General features: G+C 46.5%; 20 protein-coding genes, 1 riboswitch and 1 other annotated feature. Of the genes, 15 read left to right on the top strand and 5 right to left on the bottom strand.

The genetic code is table 11. The features are described 5' to 3' along the window. Positions 1-5 precede the first annotated feature (5 nt). Both MKY62_RS15900 and MKY62_RS15895 read left to right on the top strand, forming a co-directional pair. Positions 6-785 (top strand): alpha/beta hydrolase, encoded by a 780-nt coding sequence (locus MKY62_RS15900; protein WP_021837661.1) that lies wholly within the window; start codon positions 6-8, stop codon positions 783-785. A gap of 14 nt (positions 786-799) precedes the next feature. Beyond that, entirely contained in the window at positions 800-1,879 is a 1,080-nt protein-coding gene (locus MKY62_RS15895) for a tetraprenyl-beta-curcumene synthase family protein (protein WP_003184575.1), read from the top strand. Positions 1,880-1,919: 40 nt separating this feature from the next. Here the strand turns inward: MKY62_RS15895 and gltP are convergent, their stop codons facing one another. The 3 genes from gltP to MKY62_RS15880 all read right to left on the bottom strand — a co-directional run bounded on the left by gltP (position 1,920) and on the right by MKY62_RS15880 (position 4,900). Further along, complete coding sequence (gltP, locus tag MKY62_RS15890; protein ID WP_003184573.1) at positions 1,920-3,170, bottom strand: glutamate-aspartate/proton symporter GltP; 1,251 nt, start codon at positions 3,168-3,170, stop codon at positions 1,920-1,922. A 180-nt stretch (positions 3,171-3,350) separates the two neighbouring features. Continuing rightward, on the bottom strand, positions 3,351-3,935 hold the full coding sequence (locus tag MKY62_RS15885) for a class I SAM-dependent methyltransferase (protein ID WP_003184571.1): 585 nt from the start codon (positions 3,933-3,935) through the stop codon (positions 3,351-3,353). Then, positions 3,932-4,900, bottom strand: a complete 969-nt coding sequence (locus tag MKY62_RS15880; protein WP_339613789.1) for a TIGR01212 family radical SAM protein — start codon at positions 4,898-4,900, stop codon at positions 3,932-3,934. The genes MKY62_RS15885 and MKY62_RS15880 overlap by 4 nt, the downstream gene beginning before the upstream one ends. Before the next feature lie 152 nt (positions 4,901-5,052). Between MKY62_RS15880 and MKY62_RS15875 the strand changes: the two genes are divergently transcribed. From MKY62_RS15875 to MKY62_RS15845, 7 genes are all read left to right on the top strand, one after another. Further along, on the top strand, positions 5,053-5,325 hold the full coding sequence (locus MKY62_RS15875; protein WP_003184568.1) for a YtzC family protein: 273 nt from the start codon (positions 5,053-5,055) through the stop codon (positions 5,323-5,325). 125 nt (positions 5,326-5,450) lie between these two features. Further along, positions 5,451-5,579: a hypothetical protein gene (locus tag MKY62_RS15870; protein WP_016885611.1), complete on the top strand. Its 129-nt coding sequence runs from the start codon at positions 5,451-5,453 to the stop codon at positions 5,577-5,579. A gap of 42 nt (positions 5,580-5,621) precedes the next feature. Continuing rightward, positions 5,622-6,014, top strand: a complete 393-nt coding sequence (locus tag MKY62_RS15865) for a GntR family transcriptional regulator (protein WP_003184565.1) — start codon at positions 5,622-5,624, stop codon at positions 6,012-6,014. Then, positions 6,007-6,885: an ABC transporter ATP-binding protein gene (locus tag MKY62_RS15860; RefSeq protein WP_003184563.1), complete on the top strand. Its 879-nt coding sequence runs from the start codon at positions 6,007-6,009 to the stop codon at positions 6,883-6,885. Before MKY62_RS15865 ends, MKY62_RS15860 begins: the two co-directional genes overlap by 8 nt. Continuing rightward, positions 6,879-7,856: a permease gene (locus tag MKY62_RS15855; RefSeq protein ID WP_003184561.1), complete on the top strand. Its 978-nt coding sequence runs from the start codon at positions 6,879-6,881 to the stop codon at positions 7,854-7,856. The genes MKY62_RS15860 and MKY62_RS15855 overlap by 7 nt, the downstream gene beginning before the upstream one ends. A gap of 25 nt (positions 7,857-7,881) precedes the next feature. Next, complete coding sequence (locus tag MKY62_RS15850) at positions 7,882-8,580, top strand: ABC transporter ATP-binding protein (RefSeq protein WP_003184560.1); 699 nt, start codon at positions 7,882-7,884, stop codon at positions 8,578-8,580. Further along, positions 8,570-9,901 (top strand): ABC transporter permease, encoded by a 1,332-nt coding sequence (locus MKY62_RS15845; protein ID WP_003184558.1) that lies wholly within the window; start codon positions 8,570-8,572, stop codon positions 9,899-9,901. The genes MKY62_RS15850 and MKY62_RS15845 overlap by 11 nt, the downstream gene beginning before the upstream one ends. 27 nt (positions 9,902-9,928) lie before the next feature. On the opposite strand, the gene MKY62_RS15840 is transcribed toward MKY62_RS15845, so the two are convergent. Then, positions 9,929-10,609, bottom strand: coding sequence for a hypothetical protein (locus tag MKY62_RS15840; protein WP_003184556.1), 681 nt, complete (start codon positions 10,607-10,609; stop codon positions 9,929-9,931). Positions 10,610-10,740: 131 nt separating this feature from the next. Next, a riboswitch (SAM riboswitch) is annotated at positions 10,741-10,848 on the top strand. A gap of 56 nt (positions 10,849-10,904) precedes the next feature. Between MKY62_RS15840 and MKY62_RS15835 the strand changes: the two genes are divergently transcribed. From MKY62_RS15835 to MKY62_RS15815, 5 genes are all read left to right on the top strand, one after another. Continuing rightward, positions 10,905-11,729 (top strand): MetQ/NlpA family ABC transporter substrate-binding protein, encoded by an 825-nt coding sequence (locus MKY62_RS15835; RefSeq protein WP_003184554.1) that lies wholly within the window; start codon positions 10,905-10,907, stop codon positions 11,727-11,729. A 119-nt stretch (positions 11,730-11,848) separates the two neighbouring features. Further along, positions 11,849-13,030, top strand: coding sequence for an MFS transporter (locus tag MKY62_RS15830; RefSeq protein ID WP_003184551.1), 1,182 nt, complete (start codon positions 11,849-11,851; stop codon positions 13,028-13,030). Between the two features lie 220 nt (positions 13,031-13,250). Continuing rightward, complete coding sequence (locus MKY62_RS15825; protein ID WP_016885609.1) at positions 13,251-13,580, top strand: DUF4257 domain-containing protein; 330 nt, start codon at positions 13,251-13,253, stop codon at positions 13,578-13,580. Between the two features lie 102 nt (positions 13,581-13,682). Continuing rightward, positions 13,683-13,889 (top strand) — a binding site (T-box leader). Between the two features lie 112 nt (positions 13,890-14,001). Next, positions 14,002-16,416, top strand: coding sequence for a leucine--tRNA ligase (gene leuS, locus MKY62_RS15820; protein ID WP_003184546.1), 2,415 nt, complete (start codon positions 14,002-14,004; stop codon positions 16,414-16,416). A gap of 127 nt (positions 16,417-16,543) precedes the next feature. Further along, a complete protein-coding gene (locus MKY62_RS15815; protein ID WP_009329411.1) occupies positions 16,544-16,951 on the top strand; it encodes a VOC family protein in 408 nt (135 codons plus the stop codon). A gap of 5 nt (positions 16,952-16,956) precedes the next feature. On the opposite strand, the gene MKY62_RS15810 is transcribed toward MKY62_RS15815, so the two are convergent. Continuing rightward, positions 16,957-17,850, bottom strand: a complete 894-nt coding sequence (locus tag MKY62_RS15810; protein WP_021837660.1) for a LysR family transcriptional regulator — start codon at positions 17,848-17,850, stop codon at positions 16,957-16,959. A gap of 128 nt (positions 17,851-17,978) precedes the next feature. Between MKY62_RS15810 and MKY62_RS15805 the strand changes: the two genes are divergently transcribed. Beyond that, a complete protein-coding gene (locus MKY62_RS15805) occupies positions 17,979-19,229 on the top strand; it encodes an amino acid permease (protein WP_003184540.1) in 1,251 nt (416 codons plus the stop codon). Positions 19,230-19,260 lie beyond the last annotated feature (31 nt).

Here is a 19,260-nt window from a genome sequence, read left to right as displayed (position 1 = left end):
TCAGCATGTGGTGCATGGAAGCGGAAAGACCTGTTGCTACAATCGTCATCATTCACGGTGCATGTGAGCATCACGGGCGGTATAAATGGCTGTCCGAAATGTGGCGTTCATCCGGCTTTAATGTCGTAATGGGGGATTTGCCCGGCCAGGGAACTTCGACAAGAGAAAGAGGACATATACGCTCTTTTCAAGAATATATTGATGAAGTGGACAAATGGGTCGCCAGGGCGAAAGCATTTGAACTGCCTGTGTTTATGCTCGGGCACAGCATGGGCGGCCTGATTGCGATCGAATGGTTTAAGCAGCAGCAAAGCGGCATTGCCGGTCTCATTTTATCATCCCCTTGTCTCGGGCTGCAATTAAAGCCGAACAAATTTCTGGACTTGATTTCCAAGGGGCTCAACGTTTTGGCGCCGTCTATGCGGTTTGAATCCGGGATCACGCCTGATAAAGCGACGAGAAACAAAGAAGTCATCGAAATGGACATCAACGATTCATTATATATCACAAAAGTTTCTGTCAGATGGTATCAAGAAATGTTAAAAGCGTTGAAAAGCGCGATGGAGCCGACGGACGCCTTTCTCAACATCCCGCTCTTTGTCATGCAGGCGGGCACCGACTGGCTTGTCGACAAAAAAATGGTCGTCAAGTGGTTTAACCAGCTTGCTTCCCACAATAAGACGTACAGGGAATGGGATGGCTTGTACCACGAAATTTTCAATGAGCCTGAACGGGAAGACGTTTTTAAAGCGGCCAGAGCGTTTGCGGAGCAGTATATAACATAATGGAGGTGCATTCTTTGGCAGTACCGGAGCATCCTTTTGGATTAATGGCTAAAGTATACAGAGAGGTTTTTCCCCTTGTTCATCAGGAATTGGACAAGTGGAAACGAAAAGCTGAAACGATTCAAAATCCCGAACTGAAAACGCAGGCGAAAGCCAGCATCAGGGATAAAACCTTTCACTGTGAAGGCGGCGGCATTATGGCCCTTCTTTCAGGAGACAAAATCGAGCAGTCGATCCGGTTTATTACGGCGTATCAGACGATAAGCGACTACCTCGACAATCTATGCGACCGGAGCACCTCGCTTGATCCGGATGATTTCACCATGCTTCACCAGTCGATGAAAGACGCGCTGACAGTCGGGGCTGAATTGAAAAACTATTACAGGTTCAGGGAAGATCAGGATGATCAAGGCTATTTGCACGACTTAGTGAAAACATGTCAAGGCGTGCTTGCGGAAATTGAGAACTATGATCTGATCAAGGAGCATCTGATTGAGCTTTGCAGCTACTATTGCGACCTGCAAGTTCATAAACACGTAGTGGAGCATGAGCGTGTTCCCCGGCTCGAAGCGTGGTTTGAGAATTATAAATCGGCTCTGCCGAAAATGGAATGGTATGAGTTCTCGGCCTGTGCGGGTTCAACGCTCGGCATCTTCTGCCTCGTATCGTATTCCGTCCGTCCCGATTTTACTGAATCGATGGCCGGAAAGATCCGCGACAGCTATTTTCCGTACATACAGGGACTGCACATCCTGCTCGATTATTTAATTGACCAGGAGGAAGATTTAATCGGCGGGGATTTGAATTTCTGCACTTATTACCCATCACATTCAGATATGATGGAAAGGCTCGAATATTTCATCGAAATGGCGGATGAACATTTGCGCGGGATTCCGCACGAAAACTTTCACCGTTTGATCAACAGAGGACTGTTAGGCGTTTATTTGTCGGATGACAAAGTAGCGGGCCAGAAGGAAATCGGCCGGCTTGCGAAAAAGCTGATTAAAGCGAGCGGCAAAACATCTTTCTTTTTCTATATTAACGGCAGGGCATACCGCAAAATTCAAAAAATGCCGTGGATGAAAAGCTCGTAAAGAAAAGCTCAAACCGTTTATCGGCTTGAGCTTTTGCCGTTTATAAGCTTTCCGTCCGGTATTGTTTTTCAAGCACAAAGCGCTTATTATACCGGAAGCTTTTTTCCCATTTAGAAACAACGATGCAGGCGACAGCATGACCCGGCACGTTCACGCCTGTTCGCGCCATGTCCATCACGCGGTCCACTCCCGCGATAATCGCGACTCCTTCAGCGGGAAGGCCGACTGCGTTGGCGGTAGCCAGAAGGACGACGAGCGAGCCAGATGGCACGGCGGCGATCCCTTTGCTTGTCATCACTAGCACGAGCATCATGAGCAATTGCTGGGAAATGCTCATGTCTATATTGAAAGCCTGCGCCAAAAAGATACAGGCGACCGATAAATATAGGCTGGAGCCGTCGCAATTCAGAGATAAGCCTGAAGGAACCACGAAGGAAACGACCCGTTTTGGGCAGCCGTATTTCTCCATGCGGTCCATCAGCTGCGGCAAGACTGTTTCTGTGCTCGTCGTGGAGAACGCGATCAGAAACAAATCCCAAATCATTTTCAGGACTTCGAAGTATTTAATTTTAAAAACAAGACCGACGATCGGAAATAAAACAAAAAGAACGAGAAACAGTCCGAGAAAAACAGTGCCGACTAATTTTAACATAGGAAGCAGGAGCTCGATGCCGTATTGCCCGACGGATGCGGCCATAAGAGCAAGCACGCCGATAGGCGCTGTGACCATCACCATCTGCGTCAGCTTGAACATGATGTTGGCAACAGATTCAAAAAACTTCATGACAGGTTCCGAGGCTTTGCCGATCCCGGCAGCTGCAACGCCGAACAATATCGCAAAGAAGATCACGGCGAGCAAATCATTTCTGGCCATGACGTCAACGATGTTGGTAGGAATGATATCGAGGATCATTTGTTTAATATCGACCACTTTTTCCGTGTAGCCCGAGAGTTCGTCGATATCCTTTTTGGCCAAATGGGAAAGGTCAAGGCCGACGCCGGGCTTTAACACATTAGCCAAAAGCAGCCCGAGTCCGAGCACGAACGTCGTAATCACTTCAAACCAAATAATCGTCTTGATGCCGAGGCTGCCCATTTTTTTCATGCTTCCGCTTCCGGCCGCTCCGATGACAATTGTAGAAAAAACGATTGGAACGACGATCATTTTAATCAGACGGATAAATCCGTCTCCGACGGGGCGCAGCGCCATTCCGAAATCAGGGAAGAAATGTCCGATAACTGCTCCAATGGCGAGTGCGATCAAAATTTGATAAGCGATAAATTTTTTCAAAGCGAAATCCCTCCGTATTTTCCATGAGTTTTCAATAATTTCGCGACAAAGAGTGAAACCACCTCCATTATTTGGTGTTTTTTAGAAAATTCCGAAATCTAAAGTGTTCATATTTTATTTTGATATCGCTTACATTATGTTTGAATGAAAAAAATCCTCCAAACGGAGGATTTCAGGCTGTCACTTTTGGACCGCTTCTTTCTTTTCGATCGCAATGATAAACGGCGGATCGTTTCGCTGGTTTAAATATTGGTAACAGAGGACACGGGCCGTATCCTGGTCGAGCGATGCACAAAATTCGAGCAGGGCGTCTTTTTCCCGCTTTCCTTCGGGATGGCCATGGTAGACGACAAGCACGATCAGCCCCTCATTTTTCAGGATTTTGAGAAGCTGCTTGATGCTGGCGATGGTCGAATCGCTTTTTGTCGTCACCGATTTGTCGCCTCCCGGAAGATATCCGAGGTTAAACACGGCTGCTGCCACCTTGCCTGAGATGTCGTCAGGAAGCGAAGTGGTGAGCTCATCATGGCTTTTTTGAATCAATGTCACCCGGTCTTTATACTCGTTTCCAAGTCTTTCGGCAGTATTCATAAGAGCTGCTTCTTGAATGTCAAAGGCATAGACATGCCCGCTTTCACCGACAAGTTCAGCTAAAAAGTGAGTATCATGTCCGTTTCCCATTGTCGCATCAATGACGATGTCTCCTTCGCCTGCGGCTGTTTTCAGCAGTTCTTTCGCATACGGGAGGATTTTCTTGAGCTTCATGTGGCCATGCCTTCTTTCGCCTTGTTGAACCATTTCCCCTGATGGCTGCCGCGCCTTTCCAATTCCCCGTTGATGGCGTTTAAGACTTCCCATTTATTGACGCTCCACATCGGTCCGACCATCAATTCGATCGGTCCGTCACCCGTAATCCGGTGAATGATCATTTCCGGCGGAAGAATTTCAAGCTGATCGCAAACAAGCTGGACATATTCATCTTGAGAAAGGAACGTTAATTTTCCTTTTTCATACTGCTTCACCATTGGTGTCCCTTTTAACAGGTGGAGCAGATGGATTTTAATCCCCTGCACGTCCAAATCGGCGACGGCTTTTGCGGTTTCCATCATCATGCTGCGGTCTTCGAGAGGCAGTCCGTTAATGATGTGGGAGCAGACCCGGATGCCGTGTTTCCTCAGCTTGTTCACGCCTTCCACGTAGCAGTCGAAATCATGGGCGCGGTTGATCAAATCAGCCGTCCGTTCATGAACGGTCTGAAGGCCGAGCTCCACCCAGAGGTATGTGCGTTCATTAAGCTCGGCAAGATATTCGACAACATCGTCAGGTAGACAATCCGGCCGGGTAGCGATTGAAAGGCCGACTACGCCGTCAAGGCCGAGGACGGTCTCGTATTTTTCGCGAAGAACGCTGACGGGAGCGTGCGTATTCGTAAATGCTTGAAAGTACGCCATGTATTTGCCGTCTTTCCATTTTTCATGCATTCTGTCGCGCACTTCATTAAATTGGGTAATCAGATCGTCGGCGCGGTTTCCCGCAAAGTCTCCGCTCCCTGCGGCGCTGCAAAATGTGCATCCGCCGTGTGCGACCGTACCGTCGCGGTTCGGGCAGTCAAAGCCTCCGTCAAGGGCGACTTTAAACACTTTATGACCGAAATGATTTCTTAAATGATAATTCCATGTATGATATCGTTTTTCACTGTTCGTATATGGAAAAGGGTTGTTCTGATGCAAACAAAAGGACCTCCTTTTAGTATCACGCATCCTAAAATTGTAGCAAATAAACAAGATAAGAACAAACCGATTCCCAATTATTTTCTTCAATGATCACAGCTGTGATGGCCAAACTAATCACGATGGATTTTTCCATTAAGGAGGGGTTTTCTTTGGCTACAAGACAATCCGTCGGAGAGCACATCCAAAGAAGCGAAGATGCTTATGATTATGCTTTATCTCAATTTGAAACTGCAAGCAGGCAGGAACATTACAATGAGACAGAGTACAGCGATGCGCAGCTGATGCTTGAAAACGCGGTCAATGAATTAAACAAGCTTTCGCTGTTTGCCAATGAGCAGCAAAGGGAGGAAATTCACCGCAAAAGGCTCCAGCTGCAAACCCTTCAAAACAATATGATTCTGCAGAGATCGTATGAAAGATGAACCCTTTTTGAAAGGGTTCATTTTTTTGAAAAAAGCGATTGACAAAAAAGGACGATGTCTATATTGTATTAAGTGTACTACATCGAGTAATACAGTTAACACACACATGTAAAGGAGCAATACTCATGAGTGATAAACATAAAAAAGTAACGCCAATGGTTGTCGTGGCGTTTATCATTGCCTGTTCGTTCTTGTTTGTACTTGCGAAGCTGGGCTTTATGATTCAAGAAAATTTGGGATATGTGTTTTTTTAAAAGTGAATAACGCTGAGATTGAACGAGAAAGAAGGGAGATAGATGATTCAAATCGATCCGAGAAGCTCAACCCCAATCTATGAGCAGATCATCCAGCAGATGAAAGAGCTGTGCTTAAAAGGGATAATCAAGCCTGGAGATAAACTTCCTTCTGTCAGAGAGCTTGCAACCATTATCATTGCAAACCCGAATACGGTCAGCAAAGCCTATAAAGAACTTGAACGGGAAGGGATTATTGAAACGTTGAGGGGAAGAGGAACGTATATTTCAGAAAACGCGAAAGTTACGCTTGATGAAGGGAAGATTGCGATGATTAAAGAGCAGTTAAAGCAGCTGATCATCGATGCGCATTACGCGGGGATCGACACCAAAAAGCTGCAGGAGTGGATGGCGGAAATCGACGAAGAAGTGAGAGGAGGCGAAGTGAATGATTGAGCTCAAATCTGTTTCAAAAACGATTGACGGAAAACAAATACTTAAAGACATCTCCTTTAAGCTGGAGGAAGGAGAGATTTTCGGACTTCTCGGAAGAAACGGCTCAGGAAAAACGACGCTTCTTCGCCTGATTCAGCAAATCCTGCTGCCTGATGAGGGAGATATCTTTTTCGGCAGCGTCAAGGTGAAGGATCATCCGCTCGTCAAGCGCAACATCGTCTATATGCCCGTTCAAAACACCTATTTCGAAAAATACAATTACAAACAGCTCGTCAATATTTTGCGTAACATTTATCCGGACTTTGATGTTACATATGCAAATGAATTAATGAACCGATACGATATTCCCGAAACAAAAAAGTACAGGGAATTGTCTACAGGATTGAAAAAGCAAATGTCGCTGATCCTGTCATTTGCGATCCGGCCGGCGGTCATCCTGCTTGATGAGCCGACAGACGGCATTGATGCCGTCACAAGACAAGACGTTCTTCAGCTGATGGTCGATGAAGTGGCTGAAAACAACACGACGATTCTCATCACATCTCACCGGCTTGAGGACATTGAAAGAATGTGCAACCGAATCGGTTTTCTCGAAGACAATACATTGTCGAACATCATGGATCTTGATGAACTGAAAGGCGATTTTATTAAAATTCAAATGGCATTTGAAGAAGATGTCAATTTAAAAATCAGGGAAAGGGAAATCCCTGTTTTGGACCACACCGGCGTCTTTTATACGGTATTGGTTCCGAAAGAAGACAATGTGAGCAAACAATTTCTTAAAAGTTTGTCTCCGAAAGTTTGGAACGAGCTTCCGGTCAGTCTTGAGGAAGTATTCATCGCGAAGTATGGAGGTAAGCGAAGATGGTAGACCGCGGACTTTTATATAAAGAATGGAAACAGCATTTCTGGATTTTTTTAGTTGTTTTTGCAGCGGTGTTGCTGAGTGAACCGCTTGCGATTTTGAATGATTATTTCCAGTACCAGGGATGCCTTGCAGAACAGAAAAAATTTCCCGATATAGAGTGCGTTTTATATAAAGATTATGGGGTAAGCGGGGCCATGAGAATGTTCTGGGTTGGCGGAGTCGCGCTTGCGATCAGCCAGATCGGGTTTGAACGGAGCAGAGGAACGCTTGACTTTACACTCGGCCTCCCTTACAAGCGCGGCGTCATTTTCAATACTAAATATTTCTTCGGCATTTCAATTCTTATAACAGCCCAGCTATTATCTTACTTGTTATCTTACGCTTTGATTATTTTGTATAACGTTGACGTTGTCTTTTTCCATGAGTATTTTATCGGGGCGGTTATCTTCTGCTTTATGGTCTACTCGCTTGTCATGGCGGCGGGCGCGATGACCGGCAATCCGCTGGCCCAGATGATCGTTGCTTTTTCAGCGTCGATTCTGCCGTATTTGCTGATCGGCCTTCCGCTGGCCAACTTACGAATCATCCTGGGTTTCTTTGGGCATGACCCTGCTTTCTTTTATGGTGAAACAGAACTACTAGATTATATAACGCCGATCATATACCTCAACAGTTTCGGCATTCAAGACGGCAGCCTGGCCTTTACGCTTATTCCGCTCGCCATGGGGATCTTGTTTTATATAATCGGCTATTTCTGCTTTATCAAACAGCAGCTTGAACGGAACGGACATTTTTTCCTTTGGAGAAAAATGGATCGTCCGATCCAGATTCTCGTGATTTTATTCGGCATCTGGGGATTCGGCACAGCCGCTGCTTCGAGTCTGTTCAGCTATATATTCGGTATGTTGATCGGTTCGGCAGTCGGATTTTTAATCAGTTACTTCTTGATTTTCAAAAAAATAAAACAGCTGTAATCATTAATGGAGAGGAGATTTACAAATGATCAGTGTAAAGCATATTCACCACTCGTTTAAAGTCGGCAAAAAGGGAAGGGAAAATGAAATTAAGGTGTTAAAGGACGTCTCGCTTACCGTTGAAAAAGGAGAAATCGCCTGTATTGTCGGACGGAGCGGCTCCGGAAAGTCGACACTGCTGAACTTGATTTCCGGCTACATCGCCCCGACAAAAGGGAAGATCATGATTGACGGCACGGATGTCACGAAGTACAGCGAGAAAGAATGGGCCGCATTCAGGCTTGAACATTTCGGCTTCATCTTTCAAAGTTTTCAGCTGATTCCGAGCTTGACGACTTTCGAAAATATCGAACTTCCCCTGACTTTAAAAGGTGTTCATCCGTCGGAGCGGAAGCAGCGCGTCAACGAGATGCTCCACCGCGTCGGCCTTGAAAACCACGCCGGCCACTATCCGAATGAGCTTTCAGGCGGACAGCAGCAGCGCGTCAGCATCGCCCGCGCTTTGATTTTGAATCCTTCAATCATTTTAGCCGACGAGCCGACCGGAAGCCTGGATTCCGAAACAGAGCAGGAAATCCTTGAATTCATTCGGCAGCTGAACAGGGAACGCGGCATTACATTTGTCATCATCACGCACGATGACGAGGTGGCATCGATCGCCAATACGAAATTTCATTTATCTGACGGCGTGTTAGAGAAAGGGGAAGAGACTGTTGAAGTTTAAGGACCAGTTGAAGTTCATTAGAAGAAATATGAGGAAAAACCGCCTGCGTGTATTCATGACCATTCTCGCAACAACGGTGGCCTGCGCGTTTTTAATCGTGCTCGCATCGGTCGGATTCGGACTGCAAAAATCAATGACTGAACAGCTGATGAAAGAGCAGATCGTAACCGAGATAAATGTTGTCGGAAAAGAAGGGCAAAGCGATCAAAAGGTTCAAAAGAAAGACCTGAAAGAATTTGAAAACCGCAAAGATGTGTCCGCGATTATCGAGCGCACAAACGTGTTCGCACCTGCTGAAGCAAAATTGGGCAACAGGACCAATAATCAAATGTCGAATATTACAATTACCGACATGGCCGCTGAGCAAAAAGCCAATATCAAACTCGATCGCGGCCGCGTAGCGAAAACACCGAATGAAATTGTCGTCGGCTACCATTTCGGGAAGAACCTCTGGACGAAAAAGGAAGCCGCAGATTATGAAAAGCAGATGGAAAATAATGCTGAGGAAGCAAAAGAGCCGAAAGGATACGAAGAAGATATTCTCGGCAAAACGATTGAATTAAAGATCTCAAAAATGGATGAAAAAACAGGAGAAGAAGGGGAAGCGAAAACATATGATCTGAAAGTTGTCGGAGTGACAAAAAAACCTTCGTATGAATGGGCGAGCGATTCAACAGTCTATGTCAGCAACGGCATGCAAAAAGACATCACCGGCTTTCTGAAGTCGGAAAAAGACAGCGGCATGATCGAAAAAACGCTTTCGGTTTACGCGGATAACTTTGAACATGTCGGACAGCTGACAACAGATTTGGAGGATGAAGGCTACTACGTCGATTCAATAACGAAAAAGCTCGATAGCATCAATCTTTTTTTCATGGCTTTTAAAATCGGTCTGATCTTTGTCGGAGTCATTGCCGTCTTGATTTCAGCGATCGGGATTTTCAACACGATGACAATGGCGGTTACAGAGCGGACGCAGGAAATCGGCATTATGAAAGCGATCGGTGCAAGCCCGAATGTGATCCGAAAAATGTTCCTGCTGGAAAGCGCCTATATCGGCATCTTAGGATCTGTTTTAGGTATTATCATTTCATACGGTGTCAGCTTTTTAGTGAACAAGATTATACCTGTCATTTTATCATCGGTTTCAGAAGGAGAAGCGAGTGCGGCAGAGCTCAGTATCACCTTCTCGCATATTCCGGTCAGTCTTGTCCTCATCGCGACATTGATCAGTGCGGGTGTCGCCATTCTTTCCGGCCTGAATCCGGCCATTAAAGCGACAAGAACGAACGTGCTGACAGCATTAAGAAGAGAGCTTTAGGAAAAAAGCCGGCGGTATGCCGGCTTTTTAACGTTTTGGCGGTCTGTACCCCGCATCACGCGCCTCCTGTTCTGTGCAGAACCAGCGAGCGACGTTTTTCGTGCGGTCATAATATGTACTGCCCGGTGTATGATAAATATGGTTGACGCTTCCTTTGATTTTGCACTCCTGTTTGCTTTCAGCGCTGCTTTTCTTGGCGGCGGGCGTGCTGTGTGACGCTTCGGCCTGAGCGGCGGCGCTCTTTTCTTTTACAGAGGTTTCGGCACTGCCGCTTTTTTCTTCAGCCTTGGCCAGTTTTTCTGTCAGCGATTTTGTTTTTTTCGTAAGCGAATCTTTTTCTTTTGTCAGTTTTTCGTTTTCTTTTTTTAATGTGTCATTCTCCGCTTTGACTGCCTTCAGTTTTTTGTTTGCCTGTTTGACCTGCTGCTTTAATGCGGTTTGCTCCTTTTGCAAAGCGCTGTGTTCAGTTTTCAGTTCCTGAAGCTCGGTTGTCAGATCCTCCGTTTTTTTCTCATCGGCGGCATATGTTTCCTCATCGTAATAAGGTGCAGAGATGATCAGGAGGAGAAGTCCGCCGGCAAAACAAGGATAAAAGAGTTTCCTGGAAAACCTTTTGCCTGGAGAAAAAATCCTTCTGATTAAATGAAATACAAGATAGCAGATGGAAAAAAGGAAGGATAAAAACCCGATCAGCATGATAGATTCCATGATTCGTCTCCTTTCTTAATTGATAACTATATTTTAGCTTAAAAAGAAAAAAATGTTTATACCGAAAAAACTTCTTGCAAATCTAAATATTCAAACGTAAAATAAAGAAATCATTTAAAAACCGAATATGCAGCTTATAAAGAGAGATGGAGGGACTGGCCCGGTGAAATCTCAGCAACCTGCAGCAGTGCAAGGTGCTAAATCCAGCAGAATGTCAGGCGCATTCTGAAAGATAAGTTGAACAACTCTTTCAGGCGGCTGAAAGAGTTTTTTTATTTTGAAGGAGGAGATCAACATGAACAAGTTATTAAAATGGACTTCTGCGCTGGGACTGGCCTTGAGCCTGGCGCTTCTGGCCGCGTGCGGAAACAATGCCGCAAGCGACGGCAAAACGATCAAAATAGGCGCCACTGCAGGACCGTATTACGATATGGTCAAAAAAGCGATTCAACCTGAGCTTGAGAAAAAAGGCTACAAAGTGGAGGTGATCGAATTCACCGATTATGTACAGCCGAATACTGCGTTAAGTGAAGGCGAGCTCGACGCGAATTTGTTTCAGCATGAGGTTTTTATGAAATCATACAATCAAGAAAACAATAAAAATCTTGCGGCTCTCATTTCTGTGCCGACTGCTCCGATGGGGCTCTATTCTGCCAAATATAACGACTTGAACGATGTCAAAAGCGGAGCGGAAGTGGCTGTTCCAAACGATCCGGCCAATGCTGCCAGGGCATTTTTAACCCTTCAGGATCAGGGGCTGATTCGGCTGAAAAGCGATGTCGACACATTGAAAGCCTCTGTGCAGGACATTGCGGAAAATCCGAAAAAGCTGACATTTAAACAGCTTGAATCCGCCAATCTTCCAAGAGCTGTCGATGACCTGGATATCGCGGCCGTCCCGGGAAATTTCGCTCTCTCCGCCAATATGAAGCTGCAGGACGCCCTAGCGCTTGAGAACATGCCCGACCGCTACCGCAACCAAGTGGTAGTGGATGAAAAAAACAAAGACAAGCCATTCGCCAAAGATCTCAAAGAAGCGGTAAAATCCAAAGCTTTCGAGGAGACGATCGATCGGGAATTCGCCGGTTTCGGAAAGCCGAAATGGATGACGCAATCATAAAAAAATTCCCCCTTTAAAAAGGGGGTTTTTATGTTGAAAATCGAAAACGTGTCAATTGAAAAAAATGGGCAAAACGAATAGAATCTAGAGGGAATGATAAAGAGAAAGAAGGAAACGCTATGCCGCGCACATTATGGCTTTTGGTCATCGGAATGTTTATCAATGTCACGGGGGCATCTTTTTTATGGCCGCTGAATACCATCTATATCCATCAGCATTTGGGAAAGTCGCTGACAGCGGCCGGATTTGTGCTGATGCTGAACTCAGGGGCAAATGTGCTGGGCAACCTGTTCGGGGGATATCTATTCGATAAAATCGGCGGATTTAAAACGGTTGTTCTTGGAATTGTGATCACGTTTGCGAGCCTTTCTGGCCTCGTCTTTTTTCACGATTGGTTCCAGTACATTCTTTTCTTAACGTTGGCCGGTTTTGGATCAGGGATCGTTTTTCCGGCATGCTATGCAATGGCCGGATCAGTTTGGCCGGAAGGCGGCAGAAAGCCGTTCAACGCTGTATACGTGGCCCAAAATGCAGGTGTGGCAGTTGGCTCAGCGCTCGGCGGAATTGTCGCTTCTTTTTCATTTACGTATGTTTTTCTCGCGAATGCGATGCTGTACGCCGTCTTCTTCATGATTGCGTTTTTCGGATTTAAACGCATCCGGTCTGAAAAAGCCATGCAGTCATCTGTTTTGGATCATGCCGATTCAGTCAGCGGGAAATCGAAATTTTCTGCGCTTTTGGTCATATGTACGGGCTACCTGCTCGGCTGGATCGCTTATTCGCAATGGTCCTCGACCATCGCTTCACATACCCAGGAGCTGGGGATATCTCTTGGGCAGTACAGCGTGCTTTGGACAGTGAACGGGGCGCTCATCGTTTTCGGTCAGCCGCTGATCGGTTTTTTTGTGAAACGGTTTGCCGAATCGCTGAAAAACCAAATCGTGATCGGATTTGTCATTTTTATGATGGCATACGGAATTTTGTTTGGCGCTGAACGGTTTCCGGCTTTTCTTGCTGCGATGGTTGTGCTGACCATTGGCGAAATGCTTGTATGGCCGGCTGTGCCGACGATTGCAAACCGTCTCGCACCGAGAGGGAAAGAAGGGTTTTATCAAGGGTTTGTCAACAGTATGGCGACCGGCGGAAGAATGATCGGACCGCTTTTTGGCGGAATGCTGGTTGATTATTTTAGTATGCAGCTTTTGCTCGCGGTTCTGCTCGCATTGCTGCTGATTGCAATAGGAACGGCGTTTTTATACGACAGGAAGGAAAAGCAGCTCTCCGCTCAGTCAGATGCATGAGTAATATAGAAAAAATAGGTAATTGTAATTATTCGAAAATGAATCGAAGGAATCAAGATTATCAACCAAATCTTCACATATAATGGAAGAAACAAGCTTTTTTTCTTCTCAGACAGAACACATTTTCTGTATGGTAGTATCGAATATCATCGCAAGGGGTCTAGGGGGGCTGCTCGATGGCCTGAAGTCGCTTGACTAAACTAAGGGCTTTAGGAAGGTGATGAAGATGCTGCATCAAGTTTTGGTTGCTTGTTTGATTGGAGGGATTATGGGGGTTCTCGGGCACGTTAAAAAAAGAGGACGACTCGAGAAACCGAGAACAACGAAACGATTCATTTACCTTGGATTTTTTGAAGATATTCTTGTCGGAATGGTTGCTTCTATTTTGCTTGTTTTATCTGCGGAACCTGATTCGGGAATTCAGCTTGTCGTGTTATCGATCATTGCCGGCTACGGCGGTGAAGCTGTATTGAGAAGCTTTGACTTTGTCAGAGAACAGCAGGCAAATGTACAGAACTCCGAACGGCAAAACAAATCTCCACACGATTAAGATCCTCACTCTTACCCTTTTTTCAGCACATTCCCATTGTATACAAACCTGCTTGCACTTATGAACAGAATTCTATAAAATACAGATAAGATTACGGTTACGGCAAGAACAGTGAAGAGGAGCAGTAAGAAGCCCATTTTGTTTCAGAGAGTTGACGGCTGGTGAAAGTCAATCAAATGAGCTTCCGAACTCGCCTCAGAGTTGCAGCAGTGATAAGCTGCTGCCGCGTATCTGCGTTACAGATATCAAGTGAGTGTGCCGCGTGCACACTAACAAGGGTGGTACCGCGGGAAATCTCTCGTCCCTTCTTAGGGATGGGAGAGTTTTTTTGATTTTAGAATAATCTGAATATAACGCTGCCAGTCCCGTCCATACTTGAAGACAAAGAAGCCGTACACATATTCAAAGGAGGTTTTTACAATTGAGCTTTGACCATCAAACAATCGAGAAAAAGTGGCAGGACTATTGGCTGAAAAATAAAACGTTTGCCACTCGTGAAGATAAATCCAAACCTAAATTTTATGCATTGGACATGTTTCCGTATCCGTCGGGCGCAGGCCTTCACGTCGGACACCCTGAAGGCTATACAGCAACTGACATTTTGTCCCGCATGAAACGGATGCAAGGGTACAATGTCCTCCATCCGATGGGCTGGGATGCATTCGGGCTTCCTGCCGAGCAATATGCGCTAGATACGGGAAACGATCCTGCCGTCTTCACCGAGCAGAACATTGACAACTTCCGCCGCCAGATCAGAGCGCTCGGCTTTTCGTATGATTGGGACAGAGAAGTCAACACAACAGATCCGGACTACTATAAATGGACGCAGTGGATTTTCTTAAAGCTTTACGAAAAAGGTCTCGCTTATGTAGATGAGGTCCCTGTAAACTGGTGTCCTGCGCTTGGAACCGTTCTTGCCAATGAAGAAGTCATCGACGGCAAAAGCGAACGCGGCGGACATCCTGTAGAACGCCGTCCAATGAAGCAGTGGATGCTGAAAATTACCGCTTATGCCGACCGCCTGCTTGAAGACCTGGAAGAACTCGACTGGCCGGAAAGCATTAAAGAAATGCAGCGCAACTGGATCGGCCGTTCTGAAGGGGCGCATGTTCATTTTGCGGTCGACGGCACCAATGAAACGTTTACGGTTTTCACCACGCGGCCTGACACATTATTCGGTGCGACATATGCCGTGCTGGCTCCGGAGCATGATTTGGTTCAAAAAATCACAACGCCTGAACAGAAAGACGCAGTCAACGCCTATATTGAAGAAGTTCAATCAAAGAGCGACTTGGAGCGGACAGACCTTGCCAAAACAAAGACAGGCGTCTTCACAGGTGCATATGCGGTTAATCCGGCAAACGGAGAAAAAATTCCGGTCTGGATTGCGGACTATGTCTTGGCTACATACGGGACCGGGGCGGTCATGGCCGTTCCTGCCCATGATGAGCGGGACCATGAATTTGCATCAGCATTCGGGCTGCCGATCAAAGAAGTCGTCAAAGGCGGGGATGTTGAGAAAGAAGCATATACAGGCGACGGCGAACATATCCATTCAGATTTTCTGAACGGTCTTGATAAAGCGGCTGCGATCGAAAAAATGATCCAGTGGCTTGAGGAAAACGGGAAGGGCGAGAAAAAAGTAACATACCGCCTCCGCGACTGGCTGTTCAGCCGTCAGCGCTACTGGGGCGAGCCGATCCCGATCATCCATTGGGAAGACGGCACATCGACTCCGGTTCCTGAAGAAGAGCTGCCGCTGATCTTGCCGAAAACGTCGGAAATCAAACCGAGCGGAACGGGTGAGTCCCCTCTTGCGAATATTAAAGAATGGGTGGAAGTGACAGATCCTGAAACAGGCAAAAAGGGAAGACGCGAAACGAATACGATGCCGCAATGGGCGGGAAGCTGCTGGTACTTCCTGCGCTACATTGATCCGAAGAACCCGAACGAGCTGGCTTCCCCTGAAAAATTAAAGGAATGGCTTCCTGTCGATATGTATATCGGAGGGGCGGAGCACGCCGTTCTTCACTTATTGTATGCGCGCTTCTGGCATAAATTCCTTTATGACATCGGGGTCGTTCCGACGAAAGAGCCGTTCAAACAGCTTTATAACCAAGGGATGATTCTTGGCGAAAACAATGAAAAAATGAGCAAATCCAAAGGCAATGTCGTCAATCCGGACGAAATTGTGGAGACGCATGGCGCGGACACGCTCCGGCTGTACGAAATGTTCATGGGACCTTTGGATGCATCGATCGCCTGGTCAACGACAGGGCTTGACGGAGCCCGCCGCTTCCTTGACCGCGTATGGCGTTTGTTTATCGATGACAATGGCGGGTTAAACGAGAAGATCGTTGAAGGAGCCGGCGAAACGCTTGAGCGCGTCTACCATGAAACGGTCATGAAAGTAACGGACCATTTCGAAGGTCTGCGCTTTAATACAGGCATTTCACAGCTGATGGTCTTCATCAATGAAGCATATAAAGCTGATCAGCTTCCGAAAGAATACATGGAAGGCTTCGTGAAATTGCTTTCTCCTGTCGCGCCTCATTTGGCTGAAGAGCTCTGGAACCGCCTCGGTCATGAGGAAACGATCGCGTATGAAGCATGGCCTGTCTATGATGAAGCGAAGCTCGTGGATGATGAAATTGAAATCGTCGTTCAGCTGAACGGAAAGGTGAAAGCGAAGCTGAACGTTCCAGCCGACGCGGACAAAGAACAGCTTGAAGAGCTGGCGAAAAACAATGAAAAAGTAAAAGAACAGCTAGAAGGAAAAACGATCAGAAAAGTGATCGCTGTGCCTGGAAAGCTTGTAAATATTGTTGCAAATTAATGGCGAAAGCCCCTTCAATCCGAAGGGGCTTTTTCTGTCATTCCGCCGAAAGGATGATAATATTTCAGACGATCGCTTCGTTTCAAATGATCCATGACCGCTTAAAATGGGAAAAAAGGAGATGATCATGATGCATTTTTCCGATTTTTCCGCCGTACAGGTCAGAATCGCCCGGCCTACAGACCGTTTTGACGAAATCGTTGCATTTTACGAAAAGGGGCTGGGGCTGAAAAAGCTTGGCGGTTTTTCCGGCCACCACGGGTATAATGGCGTCATGTTCGGCCTGCCGAATGTCCAATACCACCTTGAATTCACCTCACATATCGAAGGAAGCCCTTGTCCGGCACCGACTAAAGACAATCTGCTCGTTTTTTATATTCCTGATCCGGAGGAAATCAGGAGCATATTAAATAGGCTCGCTGACATGGGCTATGACGAAGTGCCGCCTGAAAATCCGTATTGGAAGGAAAAAGGGGCAACGGTGGAAGATCCGGACGGCTGGCGGATCGTGCTGATGAATACCGAAGGCATATAGGGATGTTATGTCTGTTCCCATTCTCTTGCCTTCCTGCGGACGATATCCGTAAAAGCCGCCATAGCAGGAGAAAGCCATTTGTTTTTATGATAAACCATTTGAGTGGAAAACAGGGCGTCGCGGACCAGCGTGCCCTGAAGCTTTCCTTCTTCGATATCAGTGCGCGTTGTGATCAAAGGAAGAAGGGAGACGCCCAAACCGCACATTACGCATTGTTTAATCGCTTCGACACTCCAAAACTCCATCGTATGGTCGGCAATGACTCCCCTTTGACGTAAATATTCCTCAAAAAAATCACGGTAGCTGCAGCCGTGCTCGGTATATAAAAACGTTTCATTTGCGTTAAAAGTCAAATCATCAAGAGCTTTTTGTCCTGCCGGGTGTTCTTTGGGAAAGATGAACACCATCGGCTCATTGACCAGCTTTTCAACATGAAGGTCGTTTTCTTTCCGGTCGTTGTCCAAAAGAAAAGCGACATCGATTTTTCCCTGTTTCAATTCGTCTCTCAGCTGCCAGCACGTGGAAGGCTTTAAAGTGACCGTGACCTGCGGATATTTGCTTGTAAATTCGTGAAGAATGGCGGGCAGCCTGTATACCGTTAAAGATTCCGAGGCGCCGATGATCAAGTTTCCCGACGGCTCCTGGTCGTTTTCCGGAATGTGCCTCGCTTTTTCATACAGCTCGACCATTTCTGCGGCATAAGGGAGAAGGTGCTTTCCCGCTTCTGTCAGCATCATTTTTTTCCCGAGCCGGTAGAACAGCGGCTTTCTTAATTCTTGTTCGATTGCTTGAACGTGCGAAGTCACAGTGGACTGTGCATATCCTAAATAATCGGCAGCACGGGTAAAACCGCCGATATCCACGATTGTTTTAAATGTTTTCAAGTGTCGGATCTCCATCTCGTCCATCTCCCTTTTTTATCTTATATCGAAAAATTCGAAGTTGCAGATCGATAATATCTATTTTACTGATGAATCGAACATGATTACAATCATTTTAAACGACTTTGTGAAAGGATTGTATTCGTATGAGAGAAAAAAAGCTTGGTCCTTTATTGTTAAGCGGGCTGATGACGGGGCCCATTTTAGGATCCGGAATCATTCTGCTGCCTCCGATGATTCATCAGACAGCTGGAGACTACGCGATTTTTGCGTGGCTGTTGATGCTGGGAATCGGTTTTTTATTTGCCTGGGTTTTTGCCAGATTAAGCGTCGAGTATCCGAATGATGCCGGGATTGCTTATGCGGCTGAAAAAGCGTTCGGGTCGCGTGTTAAAAAGTTGGCAGTCTTTTATTTTATCATGGCTGCGAGCTTCGGCCCCGCCGCCGTATTAATGACGGCCGGCGAATATATTCATTCTCTTGCGGCAGGCACGGCATTCCCTGCTGAACTGTACGGCTTTGTTTTTTTCATCTTTTGTATGGTTATCCTTTGCTTTAATCTTTCATTTGTCGGCATGGTTGCACTCATTTTTTCCACTGCCGCGGCGCTTATCCTGTTTGGAAGCAGCGCGGCTTCCGTGCCTTACTTCCGTGAGGGGCCTCTCGTAGACGGAACATTTCAGTTTACCGATTTTGGCCGCGGATTGCTGCTCCTGTTCTGGGCATTGGTCGGATGGGAAATCGTCGGCAACTACAGCATGGAAGTGAAAAACCGCGGGAAAACGATTCCACGGGCTGTCGTGATCAGCAGCCTGACGGTAACGGTCATATATTTGGCGACCGCGGCAGCTGTTCAGTGGATTGATCCTGGATTCTCCGCAAACGGACAATTGAAGCTGGCGATGATGCTGACGCCGTTGTTCGGATCTTTTGCATTGCCGGTGATCGCAGTGCTCACCGCTGTCCTCTGTATGTGTGCTTATTTTCAGGTGACAGGCGGAGCAGCCAGGCTGGTGGCCTCGCAGGCCGGCGGGCTGTTTGCCTACAGATCAAGGGGAAATCAGCCGACTGCAGCGCTGGGGCTTATATTTCTCATCCATACGATCGTTTTCGTCTGCCTGATGTTTCACTTTCTTAATGTTGAGACGCTGGTTCTGATCGCAAACGCCTTTTTCATCTGCAACTCGCTGTGCGGTCTTGCCGCAGCTTACAAGCTGTTATCAGGCCGCATTTACAAAAAAGTATGCCTCTTTCTCATGGGGGGCTTCACGCTGCTTCTTTTGTTTTCATCATCGTGGGTATTACTGTTTATCATGCTTGCCAGCGCATTGTTTGTTGTGAACTTCCGCCAACTTAACATCTGGAAAAAGGTAAAACGCCCTTTCAAATCGTATTAATGAATCAAACGAAAAAAGAAAGGGGAATACG

Origin of the sequence: Bacillus sp. FSL R7-0646, from assembly GCF_037969865.1 — a bacterium.
Classification (GTDB): Bacteria; Bacillota; Bacilli; order Bacillales; family Bacillaceae; genus Bacillus; species Bacillus licheniformis.
This window is presented reverse-complemented; position numbering and strand designations above follow the sequence as displayed.

Coding starts and splice junctions, on each gene's coding strand:
- MKY62_RS15865 (WP_003184565.1), top strand. CDS start 5,622: ATGATTCAAATCGATCCGAGAAGCTCAACCCCAATCTATGAGCAGATC.
- MKY62_RS15815 (WP_009329411.1), top strand. CDS start 16,544: ATGATGCATTTTTCCGATTTTTCCGCCGTACAGGTCAGAATCGCCCGG.
- MKY62_RS15825 (WP_016885609.1), top strand. CDS start 13,251: ATGAAGATGCTGCATCAAGTTTTGGTTGCTTGTTTGATTGGAGGGATT.
- MKY62_RS15810 (WP_021837660.1), bottom strand. CDS start 17,850: ATGGAGATCCGACACTTGAAAACATTTAAAACAATCGTGGATATCGGC.
- MKY62_RS15830 (WP_003184551.1), top strand. CDS start 11,849: ATGCCGCGCACATTATGGCTTTTGGTCATCGGAATGTTTATCAATGTC.
- MKY62_RS15850 (WP_003184560.1), top strand. CDS start 7,882: ATGATCAGTGTAAAGCATATTCACCACTCGTTTAAAGTCGGCAAAAAG.
- MKY62_RS15860 (WP_003184563.1), top strand. CDS start 6,007: ATGATTGAGCTCAAATCTGTTTCAAAAACGATTGACGGAAAACAAATA.
- MKY62_RS15805 (WP_003184540.1), top strand. CDS start 17,979: ATGAGAGAAAAAAAGCTTGGTCCTTTATTGTTAAGCGGGCTGATGACG.
- MKY62_RS15835 (WP_003184554.1), top strand. CDS start 10,905: ATGAACAAGTTATTAAAATGGACTTCTGCGCTGGGACTGGCCTTGAGC.
- MKY62_RS15840 (WP_003184556.1), bottom strand. CDS start 10,609: ATGGAATCTATCATGCTGATCGGGTTTTTATCCTTCCTTTTTTCCATC.
- MKY62_RS15900 (WP_021837661.1), top strand. CDS start 6: ATGTGGTGCATGGAAGCGGAAAGACCTGTTGCTACAATCGTCATCATT.
- MKY62_RS15885 (WP_003184571.1), bottom strand. CDS start 3,935: ATGAAGCTCAAGAAAATCCTCCCGTATGCGAAAGAACTGCTGAAAACA.
- MKY62_RS15855 (WP_003184561.1), top strand. CDS start 6,879: ATGGTAGACCGCGGACTTTTATATAAAGAATGGAAACAGCATTTCTGG.
- MKY62_RS15870 (WP_016885611.1), top strand. CDS start 5,451: ATGAGTGATAAACATAAAAAAGTAACGCCAATGGTTGTCGTGGCGTTT.